Source organism: Chryseobacterium sp. C3, from assembly GCF_014218905.1.
Classification (GTDB): Bacteria; Bacteroidota; Bacteroidia; order Flavobacteriales; family Weeksellaceae; genus Chryseobacterium; species Chryseobacterium mucoviscidosis.
The window spans coordinates 180,533-204,278 of the sequence record NZ_JACLCU010000004.1; the positions used below are offsets into that span (position 1 = coordinate 180,533).

The 23,746-nt window shown below is 36.4% G+C and carries 18 protein-coding genes and 1 pseudogene; 9 read left to right on the forward strand and 10 right to left on the reverse strand.

Annotated features, from left to right (window positions below):
* Positions 1 to 63: 63 nt before the first annotated feature.
* The 5 genes from H6W53_RS10565 (at position 64) to recG (ending at position 7,988) form a co-directional block, all read left to right on the forward strand.
* The gene (locus H6W53_RS10565; RefSeq protein ID WP_185206664.1) at positions 64 to 1,719 is read left to right on the forward strand and encodes a peptide MFS transporter; all 1,656 of its coding nucleotides are present in this window, start codon (positions 64 to 66) and stop codon (positions 1,717 to 1,719) included.
* 133 nt (positions 1,720 to 1,852) lie between these two features.
* On the forward strand, positions 1,853 to 3,607 hold the full coding sequence (locus H6W53_RS10570) for a peptide MFS transporter (RefSeq protein WP_185206666.1): 1,755 nt from the start codon (positions 1,853 to 1,855) through the stop codon (positions 3,605 to 3,607).
* A 139-nt stretch (positions 3,608 to 3,746) separates the two neighbouring features.
* Complete coding sequence (locus H6W53_RS10575; RefSeq protein ID WP_185206668.1) at positions 3,747 to 5,258, forward strand: peptide MFS transporter; 1,512 nt, start codon at positions 3,747 to 3,749, stop codon at positions 5,256 to 5,258.
* A 41-nt stretch (positions 5,259 to 5,299) separates the two neighbouring features.
* The gene (locus H6W53_RS10580) at positions 5,300 to 5,833 is read left to right on the forward strand and encodes a thioredoxin family protein (RefSeq protein ID WP_185206670.1); all 534 of its coding nucleotides are present in this window, start codon (positions 5,300 to 5,302) and stop codon (positions 5,831 to 5,833) included.
* A gap of 70 nt (positions 5,834 to 5,903) precedes the next feature.
* Positions 5,904 to 7,988, forward strand: coding sequence for an ATP-dependent DNA helicase RecG (recG, locus tag H6W53_RS10585; protein WP_185206672.1), 2,085 nt, complete (start codon positions 5,904 to 5,906; stop codon positions 7,986 to 7,988).
* A 575-nt stretch (positions 7,989 to 8,563) separates the two neighbouring features.
* On the opposite strand, the gene H6W53_RS10590 is transcribed toward recG, so the two are convergent.
* From H6W53_RS10590 to dapA, 4 genes and pseudogenes are all read right to left on the reverse strand, one after another.
* Complete coding sequence (locus tag H6W53_RS10590) at positions 8,564 to 9,010, reverse strand: response regulator (protein ID WP_185206674.1); 447 nt, start codon at positions 9,008 to 9,010, stop codon at positions 8,564 to 8,566.
* A pseudogene (locus H6W53_RS10595) lies at positions 9,007 to 9,584 on the reverse strand (helix-turn-helix domain-containing protein). The gene H6W53_RS10590 and the pseudogene H6W53_RS10595 overlap by 4 nt, the downstream one beginning before the upstream one ends.
* Before the next feature lie 295 nt (positions 9,585 to 9,879).
* Positions 9,880 to 10,377: a GNAT family N-acetyltransferase gene (locus tag H6W53_RS10600; protein WP_185206676.1), complete on the reverse strand. Its 498-nt coding sequence runs from the start codon at positions 10,375 to 10,377 to the stop codon at positions 9,880 to 9,882.
* Between the two features lie 123 nt (positions 10,378 to 10,500).
* Positions 10,501 to 11,373: a 4-hydroxy-tetrahydrodipicolinate synthase gene (gene dapA, locus H6W53_RS10605; RefSeq protein WP_185206678.1), complete on the reverse strand. Its 873-nt coding sequence runs from the start codon at positions 11,371 to 11,373 to the stop codon at positions 10,501 to 10,503.
* 187 nt (positions 11,374 to 11,560) lie between these two features.
* On the opposite strand from dapA, the gene H6W53_RS10610 reads away from it, so the two are divergent.
* From H6W53_RS10610 to recO, 4 genes are read left to right on the forward strand one after another with little or no spacing between them, the layout of a single operon-like run.
* Positions 11,561 to 12,328: a 5'-nucleotidase C-terminal domain-containing protein gene (locus tag H6W53_RS10610; RefSeq protein WP_185206681.1), complete on the forward strand. Its 768-nt coding sequence runs from the start codon at positions 11,561 to 11,563 to the stop codon at positions 12,326 to 12,328.
* Positions 12,328 to 13,278, forward strand: a complete 951-nt coding sequence (locus H6W53_RS10615) for a bifunctional metallophosphatase/5'-nucleotidase (protein ID WP_185206683.1) — start codon at positions 12,328 to 12,330, stop codon at positions 13,276 to 13,278. Before H6W53_RS10610 ends, H6W53_RS10615 begins: the two co-directional genes overlap by 1 nt.
* A gap of 2 nt (positions 13,279 to 13,280) precedes the next feature.
* Positions 13,281 to 15,566 (forward strand): hypothetical protein, encoded by a 2,286-nt coding sequence (locus H6W53_RS10620; RefSeq protein WP_185206685.1) that lies wholly within the window; start codon positions 13,281 to 13,283, stop codon positions 15,564 to 15,566.
* Positions 15,566 to 16,252 (forward strand): DNA repair protein RecO, encoded by a 687-nt coding sequence (gene recO, locus H6W53_RS10625; RefSeq protein ID WP_185206687.1) that lies wholly within the window; start codon positions 15,566 to 15,568, stop codon positions 16,250 to 16,252. The genes H6W53_RS10620 and recO overlap by 1 nt, the downstream gene beginning before the upstream one ends.
* 40 nt (positions 16,253 to 16,292) lie before the next feature.
* Here recO and H6W53_RS10630 read toward each other — a convergent pair whose 3' ends face one another.
* The 6 genes from H6W53_RS10630 to mqo all read right to left on the reverse strand — a co-directional run bounded on the left by H6W53_RS10630 (position 16,293) and on the right by mqo (position 23,400).
* Entirely contained in the window at positions 16,293 to 18,950 is a 2,658-nt protein-coding gene (locus tag H6W53_RS10630; protein WP_185206689.1) for an MGH1-like glycoside hydrolase domain-containing protein, read from the reverse strand.
* Between the two features lie 343 nt (positions 18,951 to 19,293).
* Positions 19,294 to 20,103 carry a glucose 1-dehydrogenase gene (locus tag H6W53_RS10635; protein WP_116098780.1) on the reverse strand — a complete coding sequence of 270 codons (810 nt, stop codon included), beginning with the start codon at positions 20,101 to 20,103 and terminating at the stop codon, positions 19,294 to 19,296.
* Between the two features lie 148 nt (positions 20,104 to 20,251).
* Entirely contained in the window at positions 20,252 to 20,725 is a 474-nt protein-coding gene (locus H6W53_RS10640) for a GNAT family N-acetyltransferase (RefSeq protein WP_087708978.1), read from the reverse strand.
* A gap of 3 nt (positions 20,726 to 20,728) precedes the next feature.
* Complete coding sequence (locus tag H6W53_RS10645; protein WP_228457581.1) at positions 20,729 to 21,286, reverse strand: DUF1684 domain-containing protein; 558 nt, start codon at positions 21,284 to 21,286, stop codon at positions 20,729 to 20,731.
* A 122-nt stretch (positions 21,287 to 21,408) separates the two neighbouring features.
* Positions 21,409 to 21,810, reverse strand: coding sequence for a hypothetical protein (locus H6W53_RS10650; protein ID WP_108411637.1), 402 nt, complete (start codon positions 21,808 to 21,810; stop codon positions 21,409 to 21,411).
* Positions 21,811 to 21,894: 84 nt separating this feature from the next.
* The gene (mqo, locus tag H6W53_RS10655; RefSeq protein WP_116098782.1) at positions 21,895 to 23,400 is read right to left on the reverse strand and encodes a malate dehydrogenase (quinone); all 1,506 of its coding nucleotides are present in this window, start codon (positions 23,398 to 23,400) and stop codon (positions 21,895 to 21,897) included.
* Positions 23,401 to 23,746 lie beyond the last annotated feature (346 nt).

Genomic DNA, 23,746 nt, shown 5'->3' on the forward strand with positions numbered 1-23,746 from the left:
GTTAATAAAATTCGATTATTATTTTTAAAATTCTATATTTGTGAAATTTGAAATTTGTAAACTATGAAGACTAAACATCCTAAAGGATTGCCTTTCCTCTTCTTTACGGAAATGTGGGAGCGTTTCGGGTACTATCTTATCCTCGGAATTTTTGTATTGTATGTTATTGAGCCTACCGGAGCAAAAGGCGGTCTCGGACTTCCCGACAAAACCGCAGACGATATTTTCGGAACCTATATTGCTTTGACGTATTTAACTCCTTTTATCGGAGGATTTCTTGCGGACAGAGTTTTAGGATACATCAAATCCATTTATATCGGAGGCGTTCTGATGGCTGCAGGATATATCGGAATGGGGATTTTTAAAGATCTTACTTTATTTTATTCTTCTTTAGCACTCATTATCATCGGAAACGGTTTCTTTAAACCTACTATTTCAACTTTGCTTGGAAATCTATATTCCGAAGAACCTTATAAAGCCAATAAAGATTCCGGATACAATATTTTTTACATGGGAATCAATATCGGTGCATTTATCTGCAACATTATTGCGGCATTCATGCGAAACAAATTCGGCTGGGGTGAAGCCTTCATCACCGCCGGAGTCGGAATGCTGGTCGGATTAATTATCTTTACCATCGGCAGAAAACACTACATTCATGCTGCTCAGATGAAGCCTGTTCAGGAAGGAGATACCAAACTTTCTGAAATATTAATGAAAGTATTCTTACCGGCAATTATTGCAGGAGCAATCGGCTGGATCATTCCCGGAAATATTTTCGGAAGCGACAATACAGATGCCTTTATTTTTGCCTGCGTTCCTGTTATTTATTTCTATGCTTCCCTTTATTTTAAGGCAAAACCGGACGAAAAATCGTCGATCGGAGCCTTATTATCGGTTTTCCTGATCAGTATGTTTTTCTGGGCAGTTTTCAAACAGAACGGAACAGCTTTAACAAGATGGGCAAATTATTACACAGACCGAAGCGTTCCTGCCGTCATGGAAAAACCTTTGGAAAGCATTTACATGGTAGACGGAAAAAGTTATGAAGACCAAGAAGTTCCTGTTTATGACGACCAGTTCCAGTCTCAGAAAGATAAAGACGGAAACACAATAAAAGTTAAGGGAAAAGATGTTTATTTTAAAAATATTTCTCCCGAACAACGTGCAGAACTGGAAAAAAATCCTCAGGCGAAAACTTATCTTTACAATACAGAATTGTTTCAGTCGATCAATCCTTTTTGGGTAATCGCATTAACGCCGGTTGTAGTAGGTTTCTGGGCATTATTAAGACGAAAAGGAAAAGAGCCTTTGACGCCTACAAAAATTGTTTTGGGACTTTTCATTTCAGGATTATCCTGTTTAGTGATGGTTTTAGCAGTCTGGGCAGGAGATAACGGCGCTGTAAAAGTTTCGCCGTGGTGGCTTGTTGCAAGTTATGGAGTCATTACCGTAGGAGAATTATGTCTTTCACCAATGGGATTATCCTTCGTTTCCAAACTTTCTCCTGCAAGAATTACAGCGTTGATGATGGGCGGATTTTTCCTTGCCAACTCCGTAGGAAACAAACTTTCCGGAATTTTAGCCAGTACGTGGTACAATTACGACAATAAAATGAATTACTTTTTAGTGAACTTTGCTTTGCTGATCTTTGCAACCCTTTTAGGTTTATCCATGCTGAAAAGATTAAACAAAATCATGAAAGAAAAAGGGCATTAATCCCTGTTCACAATACAGAAAATCAAGCTGCGGAATTATTCTGCGGCTTTTTTATTTAAATATAAAATTAAAACCTTGCTGAAAACACAAAAAAAACTATATTTGTCAGTCTTAACAAAAATTAACAATAAAAATGGATAATACTGAAGCATTGAGTCCGAAACCGGATGAATTTGTAGAGAACAAGAATTCCAGACATCCGAAAGGGTTATGGGTTCTTTTCGGAACAGAAATGTGGGAGCGTTTCAACTTTTATGGAATGAGAGCTTTATTAACGCTCTTCATGGTAAATTCCTTATTGATAAAAGAAGCTGATGCAGCAATCATCTATGGTGGATTTTTAGCTTTATGTTATCTTACTCCCCTTTTGGGAGGTTTCATCGCCGACAAATATATCGGTAACAGAAATGCAATTCTTATCGGAGGAACATTAATGGCAATTGGTCAGTTTTTGCTTTTCATTAGTGCTTCTACGTTTTCGGGAAGCTTAGACAGTGCAAAAATGTTTATGTGGCTTGCTCTTTTCATCATCATTTTCGGTAACGGATTTTTCAAACCGAATATTTCTTCGATGGTAGGGAGCCTTTATCCGAAACAGGAAAAATCTAAATTAGACTCTGCCTTTACGATTTTCTACATGGGAATTAACATTGGTGCATTCTTAGGACAGTTTATCTGTCCGTACGTAGGAGACGTAAAAGATGCAACAACTGGTGTAAGAGATATTTTCGCCTTCAAATGGGGATTCTTGGCCGCTTCTATTGCAATGGTTATCGGTACCATTACGTTCTTTATTCTTAAAAATAAATATGTAGTTACACCGGAAGGAAGACCTATCGGTGGATTACCTAAAAACAATACAAGCGCAGATTTTGAAGAAGGAGAAACACAGACTGCTAAATTCTCAGGATCCGCTTTAGGAATTACAGGAGGATTATTCGTTATTCTTTTCTTTGCTTTCAGATATCTTTTGGTAGGAGAATTCGGGTTTAAAGCCGTAGAAATGGGACAGCTTATTAAAGGAATTATTTATCCTTTCATTTATGCAGCCGGAATTTCCCTTGCATTCTTAATTATGAGTTCTGCTGAAAATAAAGTGGAAAGACAGAGAATCTGGGTAATCTATATCGTGTCATTCTTCATTATTTTCTTCTGGGCCGCTTTCGAACAAGCTGGATCTTCATTAACATTTATCGCTGATAATCAGACAGACAGAAACATTTTAGGATGGAATATGCCTCCTTCGATGGTACAGATTTTCAACGGTATTTTCGTTGTTGCTTTGGCAGTTCCTTTCAGTTTGATCTGGGACAAATTAAGAGCAAAAGGAAAAGAACCGGTTTCCCCGATGAAACAGGCAATGGGATTGGCTTTAATCGCATTAAGTTACTTCATCATCGCACATAACGTAAAAGATTTAGGAAACTCAGGATTATTGGCAATCAAATGGTTAATGTTACTGTATTTCATCCAGACTTGTGGTGAACTTTGTTTATCTCCTATCGGATTATCTTTGGTAGGTAAGCTGGCTCCAAAAAGATTTGCATCCTTATTATACGGAGTATTCTTTATTTCCAATGCTGCAGGTTATGCTTTAGCAGGTTCTTTGGGAGCATTGATTCCTGCAACGGGAGATAAATTCTCTAAGGCACAGGAAATGGGAATTAATCTTCAGGATGTTTTAGATAAAAAAGTAACGTTAAATGCAGATCAGGTAGCTGCTTTCGAAAAAGCACAGTTGCCGTTGGCAAATCCGACTTTTGTAGGATTTGAGATCCACAACTTATTTGAATTCTTCATGGTATTCGTTGTTCTTTGTGGTATTGCTGCAGTAATATTGGCGTTAATTTCACCAATCTTAAAGAAAATGATGCACGGTGTAAACTAATCCGCATCAAATAAAATAAATTAAAAACCTCCGCTAAGTCGGAGGTTTTTTATATTTTAGTATGTTCATCCGTTGAGACGTCACTGTGATGGATTACAGAAACTGAAAATATAATTAAAATATAATCATATAAACAATTATGAGTTTAACTTTAGACGAAATACAAAATTTTAAAGGGAAATATCCAAAACAGATCTGGAGCCTTTTCTTTTCCGAAATGTGGGAACGCTTCTGCTTCTACGGAATGAGAGGAATGCTTGTCTTTTTCATGATCTCGCAGCTTAATTTTCATGAAAGTGAAGCCAATCTTCAATATGGTGCAACGCAGGCTTTCGTCTATGCTTTTACCTTTATCGGAGGTTTATTTGCAGATAAAATTTTAGGTTTCAGAAAATCTTTGTTTTGGGGTGGACTTTTAATGATTGTCGGAAGTTTAATTCTTGCAACAGATCCTCATAAGTTTTTCTTTCTGGGAATCGCGTTTACTGTAGTGGGAACAGGCTTCTTTAAACCCAATATCTCATCAATGGTCGGTCAGCTTTATAAACCGAATGATTCAAGAGCAGATGCCGGATTTTCATTGTTCTATGCAGGAATTAACCTTGGAGCATTACTGGGTGGATACTTTTGTATTGCCATCGGAAAAGGAGAGATTTTATCAGATGTAATTCCGGAAATGTTAAGATGGAATATTGCATTCGGATTAGCTGCAGTGGTAATGGTCATCAGTTTAATAAATTTTGTTTTTACACAGAGAAGCTTAGGAACGATCGGACTTCAGCCGGGACATCCTGAAAATGAGACAAAATCTGCGCCTATTCCAAAATGGCAGGAATACGGAGTGTATGCTTTATCATTACTTTTTGTTCCGATTATCATGGTGATGGTTGCCAAAACAGAATATACGGATTATTTTATGTGGACAATAGGACCTCTTACTTTAATCTATTTATTTTATGAAATGACCAAAGTAACCCCTGCTGAACGAAACAAACTTTGGGCAGCACTGGTGTTCATCCTGTTTTCCATTTTATTTTGGGGAATTTATGAGCAAAGCGGAGGTTCATTAAGCATTTTCGCAGCAAAAAATTTAAATAAAGATTTATTGGGATTGGATCCGAATGGCGTTAACAATTCCGGAGGAGCATTCTTTATTATCTTTTTAGCTCCGTTAATCGGACTGCTCTGGATCTGGATGAATAAAAGAAAAATTGAACCGAATACCATCATTAAATTTGGTCTCGGATTCATTTTCTTAGGTTTAGGATACTATATTTTGTTCGCAACGAGACTTTTTGCCAATCTTCAAGGGATTACTTCTCTTAATTTCTTTACCATCGCTTTACTCGTTATCACGTTGGGAGAACTATGCCTCTCTCCTATTGGATTATCCATCATGACGAAACTTTCCACGAAAAACCTTCAGGGAATGATGATGGGAATGTGGTTTTTAGCTTCTGCCTACGGACAGTATGTGGCAGGAATTATCGGGGCAGGTTTGGCGACCACCAAAGAAGGTTCTACCAACTATGATGCTTTGATCACTTATACCGATGGATATAAACAATTGGGATTATACGCGGTAATTGCCGGAGTGGTATTAATTTTGATTTCCCCGCTTGTGAAAAAATTAATGCAGGATGTAAAATAAAAATAAGTAAATGCTTACATTTACTTCAAAAATACCAAATCATGAAGAAAATTATAAGTTTAATAGCACTCTTTTTAGTCACTTTCAGTTTTGCGCAGGTAAAATGGATGACCATTGAAGAAGCACTGAAAGCACAGAAAGAAAATCCTAAAAAAATTCTCATCGATTTTTACGCAGACTGGTGCGCTCCGTGTAAGATCATGGATAAAAAAACATACGGACATCAGGTAATTTCTGATATGCTGAATGAAAGTTATTATCCGGTAAAATTCAATGCGGAAGATAAAAAGGAGATCGAAATTTTTGGAAGAAAGTTTTCTAATCCGAATACGGAACATAAGAAAGGAAGAAATTCCTTACACGAATTCACTCAGTATATGAATGTTGCAGCCGTTCCGAGTACAGTTTTTCTGGATGAAAGCGGTAATCCGATCACCATTTTACAGGGAGAATTATCCGCAAAGGAATTAGAACCTTATCTGGAATTTATTTCTAAAGATCTTTTCAAGAAAATCCGTTCGCGGGAGCAGTGGGAAGATTATCAGAAAAAATTTAAATCTAAAATAAAAGAATAAAAATACAGGCTTTCAGCAATGAGAGCCTTTTTTAATTTCTAATTTTTCCCGAAATTCGTGGCTCCTAAAAATGAATTTAGAAACCTCCATAGAATACGTAAAAGGAATCGGTCCGGAAAAAGCAAAACTCATCAAAAGCGTTCTGGGAATTTCCACCGTGGAAGATCTGCTGAACTTCTACCCGCTCCGTTATCTGGATAAAAGCAAAGTTCATAAAATTTCGCAGCTTGGAGACGTTTCCACAGACGTGCAACTGAAAGGGAAAATCACCAACATTCAGGAAATACAGACCGGAAAAACCAAAAGGCTTTCTGCGAAATTCAATGATGATACAGGATCGATGGATCTGGTTTGGTTTCAGTATTCAAAATGGCTGAAAGAACAGCTTCCTGTGAATAAAGAAGTTTTTATTTTCGGGAAAATCAATGTTTTCAACAACCAGTTTTCTATGCCGCATCCCGAAATAGAAATCGAAGAAAAGAAAGATTCCGAAAACAGATTAAGACCCATCTATCCAAGTTCGGAAAAGCTGACCAAAAGAGGACTGAATCAGCGGTTTTTTCAGGTTGTGTTAAGAAATGTATGCAAAGAAATCCCGAATCTTATTCATGAGAATTTTCCGGATTATCTGATGAAGGCATTTAAGTTTTTATCAAGGCAGCACACCTATCTCAATATTCATTTTCCGAAGAATATGGAGCATTTTGAGAAAGCCGATTACCGTTTAAAATTTGAAGAATCATTTTTCTTTCAGTTAGGATTCGGGCTGAAAAAACTTCACCACAAAAGTCATACCGCAGGAAACCCTTTCCCCATCGTTGGAGATTATTTTAATGATTTTTATGAAAATCATCTTCCGTTTGATTTAACGGGAGCTCAGAAAAGAGTACTCAAAGAAATCCGGATGGATATGAAACGTCCGATCCAGATGAACCGTCTTTTGCAGGGAGATGTAGGTTCCGGAAAAACAATGGTTGCTCTTTTAACGATGCTTATAGCAAAAGATAATGGCTTCCAGAGCTGCATCATGGCACCTACGGAAATTCTTGCCCAGCAACATTATAACGGAATTAAGGAACTTTTAGAAAAGACGGAAGTTAAAATCCGGCTTTTAACAGGTTCCACCAAAAAATCTGAACGGAATAAAATTCATGAAGAACTGGAAAACGGAGAACTTTCTATTCTTGTGGGAACTCATGCGGTTTTGGAAGATAAAGTAAAATTTAAGAATCTCGGGTTAGCAATTATCGACGAGCAGCATCGGTTTGGTGTAGCACAAAGAGCAAAACTTTGGGCAAAAAATAAAATTCCGCCTCATATTCTGGTCATGACAGCAACGCCAATTCCTAGAACTCTTGCAATGAGTTTTTATTCGGATCTTGATGTCTCGGTTATCGATGAGCTTCCTGTTGGAAGAAAACCCATCATCACCGCTCACAGAAGGGAAAAAGACCGCGCCTATGTTTATAATTTCTGCCGCGAGGAAATCCAGAAAGGACGGCAGGTTTATTTTGTGTATCCTTTAATTGAAGAATCTGAAACTTTAGATTACAAAAATCTGATGGAAGGTCTGGAAAATGTGATGGACAATTTCACACATTATAACGTAGCCATGCTCCACGGAAAGATGAAACCGGACGAAAAAGATGCTGCCATGAATTATTTTGCCTCCGGAAAAGCAGAAATTATGGTTGCTACCACCGTAATTGAAGTCGGGGTAAATGTTCCGAACGCCTCGGTTATGGTCATTGAAAGTTCTGAGAGATTCGGGCTTTCCCAGCTTCACCAGCTTCGCGGACGTGTCGGTCGTGGTGCGGAACAGAGTTATTGTATTTTAATGACTTCGGATAAATTGTCTAAAGACAGCAGAACGCGTATTAAAACGATGGTGGAAACCAATGACGGCTTCAAAATTTCTGAGGTAGATATGCAGCTTCGCGGTCCGGGAGATATTTTGGGAACTCAGCAAAGTGGTGTTGTGGATTTTAAAAGACTGGATCTTGTGAATGATGCTGCCATTATCAAAGCAACAAAAAAGACGGTAGAAAAAATACTTGAAGCAGATCCGCTATTATCCAGACCGGAAAACCAGATTATAAAAAATGATTATCTGAGAAATTACAAAGGAAAAAATAAATGGAGTAAAATCTCCTGAAAACAAAAAACCGCGAAAAGATCTTGTCTTCACGCGGTTCCCCCTTATAAAACTGTTATTTGAAGAAAAATTACTTTACTTCTTTAAAATTCACATAAGCCTTTCGCTTAATATTTTGTGATGTGGTGTGATGAATATAGTAATTGTAATGATGTTTAAGCTTAAAAAATGATGTAAAAAAAACAAAATGAATTAAGTTTCCAATTGCTTATTTATAAAAACTAACTAGGTTTCTGACAAAGGATTTGAAAAAATGAAACGATATATTCTCCTTTGGCAGTACTAAGTTTTCATGATTGTACCGTTTTGTTTAAAGATCTTCTGCGCTTTTAATTGGAAATTATTATAATTCATTTTGTTTAACTAACATTGTGATTTATATAATTTTTTTCAAAAACTGAAACAATTTTCATTCTTCATTTATCGTTTTTTGATATGATAAATCTGTGTTCCAATTTCGGTAATTTCTCAAGAGATAATCAATGTATTTTCTACTTAATTATCACCTTTGTGTGAGTATTACTTTACAAATATAAAAATTTAATTTTAATTCCAAAATAATTTAATCAAATTTTTCACACTTTCATGATAAAATTATTTTTATTGAATCCTGAAGTATGATATTGCCAGTTTATCGCGATAATCTCACTCACTTTTTTCTTCATATCTGTATAATTATCAGGAAGTTTCATAATAACATTAATTCCTTTTACCAAAAAATCTTCTTCTTCGTCATTCTTAAAATTTTCCGAATAAATAACAATCACAGTATCATTAAACTTCATATGTGATTGTATTACTGAAAAAAAATCAAAATCGTCTTTTGCAATAATATCTTTATTAATCCAGAGCATTTCAGGAATCAAAATATCTTCTTCATCCAGCAAATCCATCACACATTTTATCTTGTGAAAAGAATTTGTCTTAAGGGCAATTTTTGAGTCCGAAAATATATTTTCAAAAAAGATTCGTTTTCCTTCGTCCTCTTCTACAAGAATTATATTCAGATAATCTTTGGTCATACAGCCTTCAGATATTGTTCGTTGATATGGGATAATTTTCTCCTCAGCGAAATAATTTTCTGGAACTGGGAAGGCGTCATTCCTGTTGTGTTTTTAAACTGTGTGCTGAGATGTGCTACACTTGAATAATTTAAGCGGTAAGCGATCTCCGTAAAACTAAGCTTTTTACTGATAATTAATTCTTTTGCGAACTCTATTTTACGGATAATGAGAAAATTTTCAATGGAAGTATGGGTAATCTCCGAGAACAGATTCGAAAGATATCCGTAGCTGTGATTGAGTTTTTCGGCAATGTAAATGGAAGCTTTTACAGAGATTCCTTCTTCGGAAGAAACAAGTTCTACAATGGCATCTTTAATTTTTTGTACCAACGCAGCCTTTTGATTTTCAATTATTTCTATTCCGTAATCTTCAAGGTTTTTTTAAAATTCTTGTGCTGTTCCTGGGTAAGAGATTCATAGAACTCTACTTCTCCGAAATTCAGAAGCCTGTATTTAAGACCGTGCTCCCGAAGTTTCTCGTCCAGTATCTTTTTGCAGAGGGTATTGAAGTCAAATTTTACATACATTTTCATCTTTTATATATCCTTTAATGTTTCAATGTAAATATAAAAATTTTATTTCAATTAAAAGTGAAATAATAAAAATCTGCTATTTTTTGCATAAATAAAAAACTCCTGCATTAATAAATACAGGAATTTAAACACTAAGGATGAAAAAAAATATACTGATAAAAAGCCAATAAAGCTTAGCACCAAGCATATGAATGTACTTTTGAAGGTGATTTGGTACAGCAAAAATGCGAAAAATAAATAAATCACATTTTATAGAATTATGTTTAAGATTTATAAAATTCCAATCTTCTTTTCTTTAAAGCTTGAATTCCATCAGGTAATCATCCATTACAAAACCGTCTCCTATATCCAGAACCACCTCATCATATACTTTAAATCCCTGAGATTCGTAGAAATGTTTAGCGTTATTATCTTTATTCACATTCAGAATAATTCTTTTATCATTACTCTCAGAAATTTTCTTCTTTAAAAAGTTCAGGGCTTCTTTTCCAAAACCTTTCCCTTTACTTTCCGGAACCAGATAGATTCTGTGGAGCTTTGTCGTGGCATCTTCGTAACCGTTTTCATATCCCATGAAACCTTCAAAAGAATGATTATTTTCATCAAAAATTAAAAAATAATGATAATCCGAATTCTTTAAATGGGATGAAATTTCCTCTTCTGAATACATTTTCTCCAACATATAATTAATCTGTTCATTCGAGATAATCCCCTTATATGCACTTTCCCAGGATCTTCTTGCTAAATCCTGAATCATCGGAATATCTTTTTCTGTTGCTTCTGTTAATTTCATTTAATTACATTTTAAAAATTGAAAAAGGTGAAAGAACTGATTCTTTCACCTGATATTTTGGTATCGCTTCAAAATGATGTTATAAATATACAAATCACTGTAAAGCAGATTAATAACTTTCTTTTAAATGTTTGCCATTTCAGCTTTAATTTTAGCATGAAGCCCTTCTGAAGCCGCTACTAAAGGAAGTCTCAGATAGTTTTTGATGATTCCCATTTCCGCTAAAATCACTTTAATTCCGCAAGGATTTCCCTCAGCAAAAATCAGTCTTGTGATCTCAACCAGCTTGTTATGAATTTCGTAGGCTTCATCCACTTTTTTATCAAAAGCCAACTGAACCATGGTAGAAAATTCTTTAGGATATGCCTGCCCGATTACAGAAATTACCCCTGCTCCACCGGCCAAAGTTACAGGAAGCGTATATTCATCATCCCCAGAAACCAGATTAAAACCTTCCGGCTTCTTTCTTAAAATATCGAAATACTGAAGAATATTCGGAGCTGCTTCTTTAATCAGGAATAAATTAGGGAACTCTCTTGCCAAACGCAGCGTTGTTTCTGCCTCAACATTTTGTCCTGTTCTCGAAGGAACGTTGTAGATAATAATATTTTTCCCGGTTGAAGCCAACATTTTATAATGCTGATAAAGCCCTTCCTGATTGGGTTTGTTGTAATAAGGAGAAACAGAAAGCACTGCTGTAAATTCAGAAAGATCTGCTTCTTCAATCTGTTTCTTCACTTCAAGAGTATTGTTTCCGCCGATTCCCAAAACCAAAGGAACACGTTTATTATTAACCTTAATGATATGCTCAATTACCTGTTTCTTTTCCTCAGCAGAAAGCGTTGCAGCCTCCGCTGTAGTTCCCAAAACAACTAAATAACCGGTTCCGTTTTCGATATTATAGTCTACCAATTTTGTTAAACTTTCGAAATCTACGGATAAATCTTCATTAAAGGGCGTTACCAAAGCAACACCTACTCCTTTTAAAATGCTCATCTGTTAGAATTATTTTTGCCAAATTTAATCATTTGTGATAAGAATTTCTAATAATTAATAATGTTTTATTATACATATAATTATATTTGCATATACTAAAAGATAAAATGGAGTTATCAGCTAAATTGTTTATCAATATACAATAGAATGATAATTACCAATACCTTAATAATATAATTGTCGACGTATGAAAAATAAATTCTTGTTATTAGGAATTGCTCTGGCTGCCCTTTCGGCTTGTAAGACGGCTTCATCGGCCTCTTCCATGCAGATTGCAGAGGTAAAGACCCAGAAAAATATTTCTATTAATAATGAGCTAAAAAATGATGAGGAATTTGTAAAAATTATCGAGCCTTATAAGCAGAAACTGGATAAAGAGATGAACCAAAAGATCTCTCACACCAATGTAGATCTTACAAAACAAGGCGATAACAGTAACTTAGGTAATCTTTTAGCAGATTATACTTTTGACGGAGCAGATGTTTGGGCAAAAAAAAATATACAGAAAAATGTAGACGCAGCCCTCATTAACATCGGAGGAATACGTACCACGATCGGGAAAGGAGATATTTTACTGAAAAGTGTTTTTGAAGTAATGCCTTTTGAAAATGAAGTGATTATCGTAAAAATGAAAGGCAGTGATCTTCAGGGACTTTTCGATTATTATGCAGAACATCAGGTAAACAATCCTGTTTCTCATTTGTATATAGAAACCAATAACGGACAGCTAATCAAAACTTTAATTAATGGAAAGACAGTAAATCCGGAACAGGATTATTATATTGCCACTTCAGATTATCTGGCTTTGGGAGGCGACAATATGAAATTTTTCTCGAAAGGAGAAATGATTCCTACAGGAATGAAATTAAGAGATCTTTTCATTGATTATTTTAAGAAAACCCCTGAAGTGGTTCCCAATACAGATGTTCGTCTAAATTTTATCGGTAAAAAGTAATGGATAGAAAAAGTTTTTTAAAAACAATAGGTGGCGGAACTTTAGCAATGGCTTTAGCTCCCAATATGATGATGGCGGAAGAATTAAACATTCTTGATTTAAAGTCCGCAACGAAACTTACTATTCTTCACACCAACGATCAGCACAGCAGAATAGAACCTTTTGACGCAAGCTATACCAAAAATCCCAATCAGGGAGGTTTTGCAAGAAGGGCAAGTTTAATACAACAGATCAGAAATCAGGAAAGCAATGTTTTGCTTCTGGATTCCGGAGATATTTTTCAGGGAACTCCCTATTTCAACTTTTTCGGCGGTGAATTGGAGTTTAAATTAATGTCCATGATGAAATATGATGCTTCCACCATGGGAAATCATGATTTTGATAATGGTCTGAACGGATTTTTGAAGGTTTTACCCAATGCAAAATTCCCTTTTATCTGTTCAAATTACGATTTTAAAAATACTGTTCTGGACGGAAAAACGTCTCCATACAAAATATTCAATAAAAACGGTATCAAGGTGGGAATTTTCGGAGTGGGAATTCAACTCGACGGGCTCGTTGGCAAAAAACAATATGGAGAAACAGTTTACTCCGATCCTGTAGACGTTGCCCAACATTATTCCAACTTCCTGAAAAACGAACAAAAATGTGATCTTGTGATCTGCCTTTCACACATCGGCTACGATTATAAAGACGAACCTAATAAAATAAGTGATAAAATTTTAGCTGCCAAAACAGAAAATATTGATATTATTCTGGGCGGCCATACCCACACTTTCTTACCGGAACCACAGACTTTTAACAACAGAACAGGCAAAAGTGTTCTGGTAAATCAGGTAGGATGGGCAGGTCTTCTGTTGGGCAGAATAGATTTCTTCTTTGATACTAATAAAAATGTAAAACATATTTCCTGGAACAATCAGGTAATAGACAGCAGCATAATAGCATAAGCATGAAAAAGCTCTCTTTAATCTCTCTCGGTATTTTAGCATCCCTGCAAGTTGCACATGCACAGACTATTTCTTCAAAAAAATGGGCAGACTTATTCTCCTACAATAATGTTCTTACCATGAAAGAAGATAACGGAAAAATAGTTGCAGCAGCAGAAAGCGGGGTTTTCTACTATACCATTTCTACCGGTGAAATTACCAAACTGTCTAAAGCAAACGGTTTGCATGAGGTTAAAGTTTCAGCTTTTGATTACAATCCGCAGAACAAAATCGGTTTGGTAGGTTATCAAAACGGCTCGCTGGACGTCATAACTCCGGATGGAATTACTTATGTTGTTGATATTCCTATTGCGACCGGATATAACGGAAGCAAAAAAATCAACCATATTTCAATTACAGGAGACCTTGCTGTTATTTCTGTAGGTTACGGTGTTTCAATATTCGATTTGAAGAAGAAAGAATTTAAAGATTCTGCATTCTTTTTATCAGGAGGAGTTTATCAGGCAAGTAATGAAGCCACGATCTTCGGAAATAAAGTTTTTTCTGTAACCAACACCGGTCTTAGAAGCCATGAAATGAATACTACTTTCCCTGTCTTTTCAACCTGGACTACAGAATTGGCAGGTACATTCAAGCATATCGATTCAGAAGGGGTTCTGAGCTTTTCTTCAGCCAATACAACCTATGTATATAATGGAGGAGCTTTCACTCCCCTTTCACAGTCATTTACCAATGTTCATGATGTCGTAGTAACTAATAACAGTATTGTAGTTACGGATCTCAGCAGAGTGTATACATTCGGAACCAACGGAAACTTTAACGCAAACGTAACTTTTGGTGAGGAATGTAACACTGCAACCACTATAGGAAGCAGTGTTTATGGCGGAACAATTTTTTCAGGAATTAAAAACGAGGGGGGAAATACCTTCAAACCGGATGGTCCTTATCAGAATTATGCCTATAAAATCAGTCTTTACGGAGAAAATCAGATTTTGGTTTCTACCGGAGGAAGAGAAAACAGGTTTAACACAGCAATTATAAACTCAAAAAATCCAGGATTCTATTATTTTGACGGGATGAGCTGGATCTACCCTTCTTATTTTAAAGGAAATTCAACCGTATTCAATGTATTGGATGTTGTTGCAGATCCTGTAAATCCAACTGATGTATTTTTTGCAAACTACATGACGGATGGATCACGCGGAATTTATAAAATGAAATACAATGCAGGAAACAAGGATTTTACTTTCGTCAAAAGGTATGATTTAGGAACGACAAATATCTTCACAAGACGTCCTGTCGGTTTAACCTTTGATGACTCAAACAATCTTTTTGCTTCTATAGCTTTCTCCGGTGATGGTGCTGCACTTGGGCCTTATACAGCAATCGGTGCATATGACAGAACAGGAGATGATTTTGTCATAAAAAATACCACGTCTCAATTTGGAGCGGCACAAAAGGCTCTTTACAGTGAAGGGCTTCTTTTTATTCCTACTCCGCGAACAAATAATTTTATAGCGTATGATACAAAGAAAACGCAAAGTACATCGGACGACACCGCCTATATTTTAACCCAGCCCAATGGTTTCCCAACCACAGCCAATGGAACGATTTCTGTAGTTATCGATAAATCGGGAGACGCATGGATTGGTACAGATGTGGGATTAAGAATTTTATCTAACGCCGTTTCAACAATAAAAACCCCTTCTACAGCAAATATGGAACCTATCATTATTGAACAGAACGGATTGGGTGAAGAACTTTTCAGAGACGGGCAGATTTTACAGATCGAAGTAGATGCGGGAGATCATAAGTGGGTTTCTGTTGACGGCGGCGGAGTGTATTATCTTTCCGCAGACGGACAACAGACCATTAAACATTTTACAAAAGAAAACTCTCCACTCCCAACAAATACAATTACGGACATTAAGGTTGATAAAAAAACAGGAAAAATATATTTTGTTTCTTACGACGGAATTGTAACGTATCAGGGTGATGTTGCCGATGTAACATCAAACTTCGGCAATGTACTTGTGTACCCGAATCCTGTAGTGTATTCTAATTTTAAAGGTAAAGTTACTATAAAAGGATTGGCAGAAGTTACCAACATCCGAATTGCAGATGCTGCCGGAAACGTTGTGCATTCTGCAGTAGCAAGAGGAGGATATTATGAATGGGATCTTAATAATCAGAGAGGAAGCAGAGTTGCTTCCGGAGTTTATTTTCTTTTAATGACGAATGAAGACGGCTCCGATAAAGCTACAGCGAAGATTGCTGTCGTAAATTAATGAATTCACAAAGCGGATTTTTATTATCCTATATAAAATATGGCGAAAATGATGCAGTACTGCATTGTTTCACCGAAGAAGACGGGTTTCAGTCTTATTTTTTGAAAGGAATTTATGCCAAAAAAAATAAGAAAAAAGCCCTTCTTCTGCCGTTAAGCAAATTTAATTTCTCTGTAAATCCTGTAAAAGGAAACGGGATCCAGACGATTTCAAAATTTGAGATGATTAAAAGCAATGATATTTATACGGATATTCGCTGTAATACGGTTGTGTTTTTTATTTCAGATTTTTTAAATCAGAATTTAAGACATGAAAATAAAAATCATCATATTTTTTTCTGTCTTGAAGAATTTACGGATGAGCTGGAAAGCCGCAACTATCAGTCGCATCTTATTTTTTTAATTAAAATTCTAAAAATTCAGGGTGTTGCGCCATTACTGAATTCGGGGAAATTTCTTGATCCGGAAACCGGAACTTTTACGCATGAAATAATGCATCAACTCTTTACCGAAGAAGTTTCAGCCATTTGGAAAACCATCTTATCGGCTGAAAATCCTTACAGTATTAAAATACATTCCAATTTCAGAAAAGAATTTCTCGACAGCTTACTTGTGTATTATCATTACCATATCACCGATTTTAAAATTCCAACTTCTCTGGAAGTTATTCAACAGATATTTGAATGATTAATACCTGAGAATTGGCGTTAAGTAAGATATTATTGATTTAAAATTCCACATTTTTCGGTGTTTCAGTCTCAGATTCTGCAATATTTTTCCGTGAAAATCTTGGCATTAAAATTTTGGCAATAAGCCCTGTCCAACCTGTCTGATGCGATGCTCCTACTCCACGACCAGTATCTCCGTGAAAATATTCATAGAATAAAATATAATCTTTAAAATCCGGATCGGTCTGAAATCTAGGATATTGGGAATTAAACGGACGGTTTCCTTTTTCATCTTTTAAAAATAATTGAGACAGTCTTTTGCTTAAAGCCTCTGCAATTTCATCAAGATTAGAATAGTTTCCGCTTCCTGTAGGATATTCCACCAAAAAATCGGGACTGTAATAGAAAAAGAAGCGTTGCAGACTTTCAATAATTAAAAAATTAATCGGAAACCATATGGGACCGCGCCAGTTGCTGTTTCCTCCGAAAAGTCCGCTGTCGCTTTCTGCGGGAGTATATTTTACCTTATAATCTGTTCCGTTGAGATTTAGGGTAAAAGGATTTTCTTCATATTCTTTTGACAGCGCACGAACGCCAAATTCGCTTAAAAACTGATCCGGATCGAGCATTCTGCTTAATAATCTCTTTAAACGATGACCTCTTAAAAGAGACAGTAAATGTTTGGATTCATCACCTTTTACTTCCCAATGAGAAACCAGAGCAGCCAGTTCAGGTTTATTTTCCAAAACCCAGGTCATTCTTTTCTTAAAATTCGGAAGCTTCTCAATCATTTCATCATCAATAATCTCCACGGCAAACATAGGAATAAGTCCCACAATTGTTCTTAATTTCAGATACATATGATCTCCGTCACTTGAAGCAATGGCATCATAAAAGAATTCATCTTCTTCATCCCATAAACTGAAACATTCTTCTCCCATGTTATCCAGAGAATTGGCAATCGCCAGAAAATGCTCAAAAAACTTCATCGCCATTTCTTCATACACATTGTTATACAAAGCCAGTTCTAGAGCAATTCTCATCATATTTAAAGCAAACATTGCCATCCAGCTCGTTCCGTCGGATTGCTCAAGATGTTCTCCGTTGGGAAGAGGCATATTCCGGTCGAAAACGCCGATGTTGTCGAGACCTAAAAATCCACCTTCGAAAATATTATTTCCGTTGTTGTCTTTTTTGTTCACCCACCAAGTAAAATTCATCAGGAGTTTCTGAAAAGCACTTTCCAGAAATTGCAGATCAGGATTTCCTTTCAGATATTCATCAATTTTAAAAACCCTGAAAACTGCCCATGCATGAACAGGCGGATTGACATCACTAAAATCCCATTCATAAGCCGGAAGCTGTCCGTTTGGATGCATATACCACTCAAAAAGAAACAGTTTGAGCTGATGTTTTGCAAAATCGGGATCAATTAATGAAAAACTGATGGTATGAAAAGCCAGATCCCACGTTGCGTACCACGGATATTCCCATTTGTCGGGCATGGAAATAATGTGTTCATTGTTGAGGTGCTTCCATTCAGAATTTCTGATGTGTTCATGGGATTTTGGGGGTGGAGCCTGTGAAGGATCTCCTTTCAGCCAACGTTCCACATTGTAATGATAGAACATTTTGTTCCAGAGCATTCCTGCAAAAGCCTGTCGCTGAACGAGTTTCTCGTCTTCTGTTTTTATTCCGCACTGAATGTCTGCATAAAATTCGTCTGCTTCTTTCTGTCTTGAATACAAAATTTCCTCAAAATCCTGAAAAGGCTGTTTTAAATCCTGATCTGACAGTCTGAATTCAAACGTTTTTGTTTCTTTTGGTTTAAAATTTTCGTCGATGAAAAAGGAAGCCTTTGTTCCAAAATCTTTTGGATTTACAGACTGGGAATTTCCGTTGATGATAAAATCGTTGATTCCGTCTTTGGTATATTTTGACTGGTTCTGAGACTGATACAGTCTTTCATTATTCGTTTCGTTATCGCAGAATAATATTTTCTGAGCATTTTTTGCGTATACATTTTTGATTTCTAAATCGTGATGATTAATAGTGATACAATCTGAATTTTCAGAATTCATCTGAGGTTTGTAATTATTATATCCCCAGTTCCATGTATTTCTGAACCAGACTGTAGGCAGAATGATTAACGGAGCTTCTTGTTCTGATTTATTGACGACCGTTAGTTTTACCAGAATATCATTCTGACTTTCTTTGGTGTATTCAATAAAAATATCAAAGTATTCGTTTTGGTCGAAAATTCCGGTATCAATTAATTCGTATTCAGGATCTTCTTTTCCTCTTTCTGCGTTGGTTTTTATGAGATCTTCGTAGGGAAATGCGTTTTGAGGATATTTGTACAGCATTTTCATGTAAGAATGCGTAGGCGTGGAATCGAGATAATAAAAATATTCTTTTACATCTTCCCCATGGTTTCCCTGACCGTTTGATAGGCCAAAGAAGCGTTCTTTCAGCATTTTATCTTTTTTGTTCCAGAATCCGACTGAAAAAACAAGTTTCTGAAGGTCATCACAGATACCGCAGATCCCTTCTTCGCCCCAACGGTAGGTTTTGGCCTCCGCAATGTCGTGATTGGTATAGTTCCATGCATCACCATCTGCACTGTAATCTTCGCGCACCAAACCCCATTCGCGGTTGCTGACATAAGGTCCCCATTTTTTCCAAGTAACGTCGGACAGTCTTTCTTTTTCTTTCATGCTGTTTTGATAAGTGATGGTTGATTATTGATAAATGATTAAAAATTTTATCGCAAAGTCAGACAAAGCTTTTCTATTTTTTTTTTCTTCTAAATTAAGATAAACAAAGGCGTTTTACTTATTTTTGAAACACTATTTCTTTAAATACTTTATTGACAAGTGAAACGAATTTACCATTGACCATTCACTATTTACAATTCATTTTCTTTAATAACGTTCATTCATGTTTCGGCTGCAATGCGCTCCGGATTGAACGGTCTGTCTGAGCTATTTTTGTAAGTTTTGGAAAAAGCAAAGGCACAAAAAAGCGAGTAGTGAAAGCCGGAAATATGCGCCAAAAGAATTATCCTCCTGTTGAAAAGCTTTCGAACGTTGTCATTCCGCCATCTACAAAAATACTGGCTCCGGTAATGTAGTCTGCAAGATCACTTGCCAGAAACGCCGCCATATTTCCGATGTCCTGCGGTTGACCGATTCTGTTATAAGGAATCAGGTCTAATAATGAGTTTAACGCTTCAGGAGTGTTCCATGCATCTTTGTTGATGGGTGTCTGGATTGCTCCGGGACAGATGGAATTGACACGGATTTTGTCGGCTCCGTATTCCTGCGCCAAAGTCTGCATGAGCATTCTGATTGCGCCTTTGCTTGAAGCATAATTGGCGTGACCTGCCCAAGGAATGATTTCGTGAACGGAACTGATGTGAATGATTTTTCCACAGGCAACGGAACGCGAAGGATCGATACCACGGCGAAGAAATTCTTTGATGGCTTCTCTTGCACATAAAAACTGACCTGTAAGATTGATTCCGATGACGGTATTCCACTGATCGAGTGTCATTTCGGTAAATTTTGCATCTTTCTGAACACCTGCGTTGTTGATGAGAATATCGACTGTTCCGAATTGTGAAACCACATCCTGAAACATTGTAACGACCTGATCTTCTTTGGAAACATCGCACTGATAGGTTATTCCGTTTCCGCCTGCATCGGTGATTCCTTTTAAAACGGCTTTGGCTTCGTCTGACGAATGCTCCGAAGAGTGATTGACAATAACTGTTGCTCCGGCTGAAGCGAGTGATTTTGCAATTCCTGACCCGATTCCGCTGGAAGCTCCGGTAACGACAGCGACCTGATTGTGAAGAGATATTTCCATGTTTTATTATTTGATGTTACTCAAATTTAGGTGAAAGTTTCACGCCAAACATGAAAATTCTGAATTAAAAATTTCTTAAAGTTTGATTTTTAAGGATTATGCTAAAACTATTTTTTATTGAAACGATAATTTTTTCAAAAATTCTGTTTTACAATTTTTTGTACATCAGATATTGTATTCCGCTTCTGCCCATTCTTGTTTTTCCGTCGAATTTGTAGCCGACTTTGAGATATAGTTCGTAAGCGGAACTATTGTTTTGGTTGACTGCAAGAACGATTTCGCTGCAATCTTTGAAGTGTTCCCGAACAAATTCATCAAGGAGGATCATTGCTGCTTTTCCGATTCCTTTTCCCTGCGATTCAGGATTTATGGAAAGGGAGCGCAATAACGTAGAATTCTGATTGTCTGTAAGGTCTAATTTATCATTTCCGAAATCCAGCACAAAAAAACCGGCAGGATGATGATTTTCCAGAATGGTGATGGGAAAAGCAAGGGTGTCGCTCCGCTCTTCAATTTTCTGTAATGCCTGTTCTGCAGTTGCGGTGTATTGTGACTGCAGTTCGTCCAAAGTATAGCTTACTCCGGGAAAATCTTTCGGTTCGTAAAATTTTAATTTTACCATAATTTAATGATGATATATGTCTTCATACATTACTCCTGCCCGAATTTCAACCGGAAGTTTATTTTCTTCTGGAACAACGGGACAGTTGTAATCGTAAGCGTTGTAAGCACAGTAAGGGTGATACGATTTATTAAAATCCAGAATAATGGTTTTGCCTTTTGGGATGGTTAAATCGAGATATTTTCCGCCTCCGTATGTTTCTTTTTCGTTAGTAGCATCACGGAAAGGCAGAAATAAATGGTCTTTGTATTTTTTCTGTTTGATTAAATCTAAGCTTTGATACAGCGTTAATGTATATGATTTTCCGTCTAACTGAAATGTTGCTTTTCCAAATTCTCTGTAAGGTTTTGTTTTGCCTGAAGAGGTGGGAAGATCAAAAGGTTCTGCATTTTCTGTTTTCTCGAATTTTGCGGTAATTCTGTATTTTAAATTGATTGGAAAGAAAGGATGCTGCTTAAAATTTTTAAAATTCTCGCCGCGTAAAGGTGTTTCTTTCGGGTTTAAATATTCTGCATTCAGTTCTTTCTGAAATTTTTTAATTTCGGATTCTTCTTTTGACAATTTTTGAGAAAATATCAGAAGTGGAAAAAGTAAAAAGATAAGTAGGTATTTTTTCATGAACTTAAAACTATGATTTACGATAAAGATCTTACGGTAAATAAGCCATTCAGCGGATTAAATTTTCAGTAAGATTCTGAAATTTTCACACGGTAGATGTCTGATGAATTTCTTTTAATGGATTCTACAAAAAATCCGCCTTCTTCCGGAATAACTTCTTTTAAATCAAAGCTTTTACAGTCTTTCGGCAACCCTGAAAACACCAAGGTAAACCAAAAATCTTTCATAAACGGAACGGGAGTCCAGTTGGGATAAATGGTAATGTTTTCCGCATGAATTAATTTGCTCTGATGTTCCGACTGATTATCAAAAAGATAGGTTGACTGCCATATTCTGATGAGGTTTCCAAAAAAGGGTGATGCCGGAAAACAGCAATGGACAATAACCTGCTGTTCCTCCTCGAATTTGGTTTGAAGGGATTCTAATAATTCTTTCACGATCACAGGTTTTATAAGTGTTTCTGACATAATATCTTTGTGAGAAGTGAATAGTCAATTGTTTGTAATTTAATACTTTAATTTAAAAAACTGACTATTCAGCGCTCACTTTTTTTAATATTCGAGTTGTAATTTTTCTTTTGAATAGTTTCTCACTTTTTCTGTAAGCTCGGGATGATCTGCCAGTTTTTGCCCGTAAGAAGGAACCATTTCCAGCAGTTTTTCTTTCCACTCGCCATGAAGTTTTTCGGGGAAGCATTTTTCAAGCACGTTTAACATTGCGTACACTGCTGTTGACGCTCCCGGAGAAGCGCCTAAAAGAGAAGCTATTGTTCCTTTTTTATTCACTACTACTTCGGTTCCGAATTCCAGTTTTCCGCCATGTTTTTCATCTTTTTTAATGATCTGAACTCTTTGTCCGGCAACTTTCAGTTCCCAGTCCTCTTCTTTGGCATCTTTAATAAATTCTCTCAAATGCTGAATTCTCTGGGACTTCGTCATGGCGACCTGCTGAACCAGATATTTGGTTAAAGGAATATTATGCCACCAAGCTCCGAAAAGCGATCTTAAATTTTTAGTATTCACACTTTCAGGTAAATCCAAATAGCTTCCTTCTTTTAAAAATTTAGTTGAAAATCCGGCAAAAGGTCCGAAAAGTAAAGCTTTCTGCCCGTCGATTATTCTTAAATCCAAATGTGGAACCGACATTGGCGGAGCATCCACAGTTGCTTGTGTATATACTTTTGCCTGATGTTTTTCCACCAATTCCTGATTGTGAGTTACCAGCCATTGTCCGGAAACCGGAAAACCGCCGTAACCTTCGCTTTCTTTGATTTCTGAACTGTCTAACAATGGCAAAGCATATCCTCCTGCACCGATAAATACGAAATTCGCTTCTACTTCCTGTTTGTGATTATGAATTCTGTCTTTCACTTTCATTTCCCAGGTTCCGTCTTCTTTCGGATCAATGTCTTTTACTTCGTGGTAAAGGAAAACTTCAACATTGGAATCTTCCAGCAAATGTCTTCCCATTTTTCTGGTTAACGTTCCGAAATTAACATCAGTTCCCAGATCCATTTTGGTTGCCGCCATTACTTCCGACTGGTTTCTTTTGCTCATTACCAAAGGAATCCATTCTCTCAATTTATCGTGATCCGTTGAGAATTCCATTCCTTTAAAGAGAACAGATTCTGACATTTTCTCATGACGTTTTTTAAGATATTCTGCATCTTTTTCTCCAAAAACGAGACTCATGTGCGGACAGGAATTAATGAAATCCTTCGGTTCGCTGATGTAACCTTTTGTAATTAAATAAGACCAGAACTGTTTTGAAATTTCAAACTGTTCGGCGATGCTTTCTGCCTTTGAAATATCAATTGTTCCGTCGGGCTTCTCAGGGGTATAATTGAGCTCACAAAATGCTGAGTGACCTGTTCCTGCGTTATTCCAGGCTGCTGTACTTTCTTTAGCAAACCGTCCCAGCCTTTCGAAAATAGCTATTTCGAGCTCAGGATCAAATTCGTGTAATAAGGTAGCTAAAGTGGCACTCATAATTCCGCCACCTATTAGAACAACGTCGTATTTGGGTTTCGGCGTTCTGCTTGTAAGCGATTGTGACATAATTTAAATTTTATTACTTCAAAGTTCGGGAAAAGTTTCTTAAAATAGGGTTCGGTTAAACGATTTTAATATGGGTTTTATCAAAAAAATTAATTTACAGAATCTGTGGAAGTATTGATCTGTTTTAAATTCTATTATGCCGGAAAGCTAATTATTGTCTGGAATTTTTATGATCCGACTATTTTATAGCACTGATTGAGCGGCATATCTGAGCTCTTTTTGTATTTTCGGCGGCGGCAAAGCCGCCGCCGAAAACCTAAAAAAGCGAGTAGCAAAAGCAGGAAACAGTTCTCAATAAAAAAGAATTCTAAACATAAAAAAACACCAGAAAAAGACTTCTGATGTT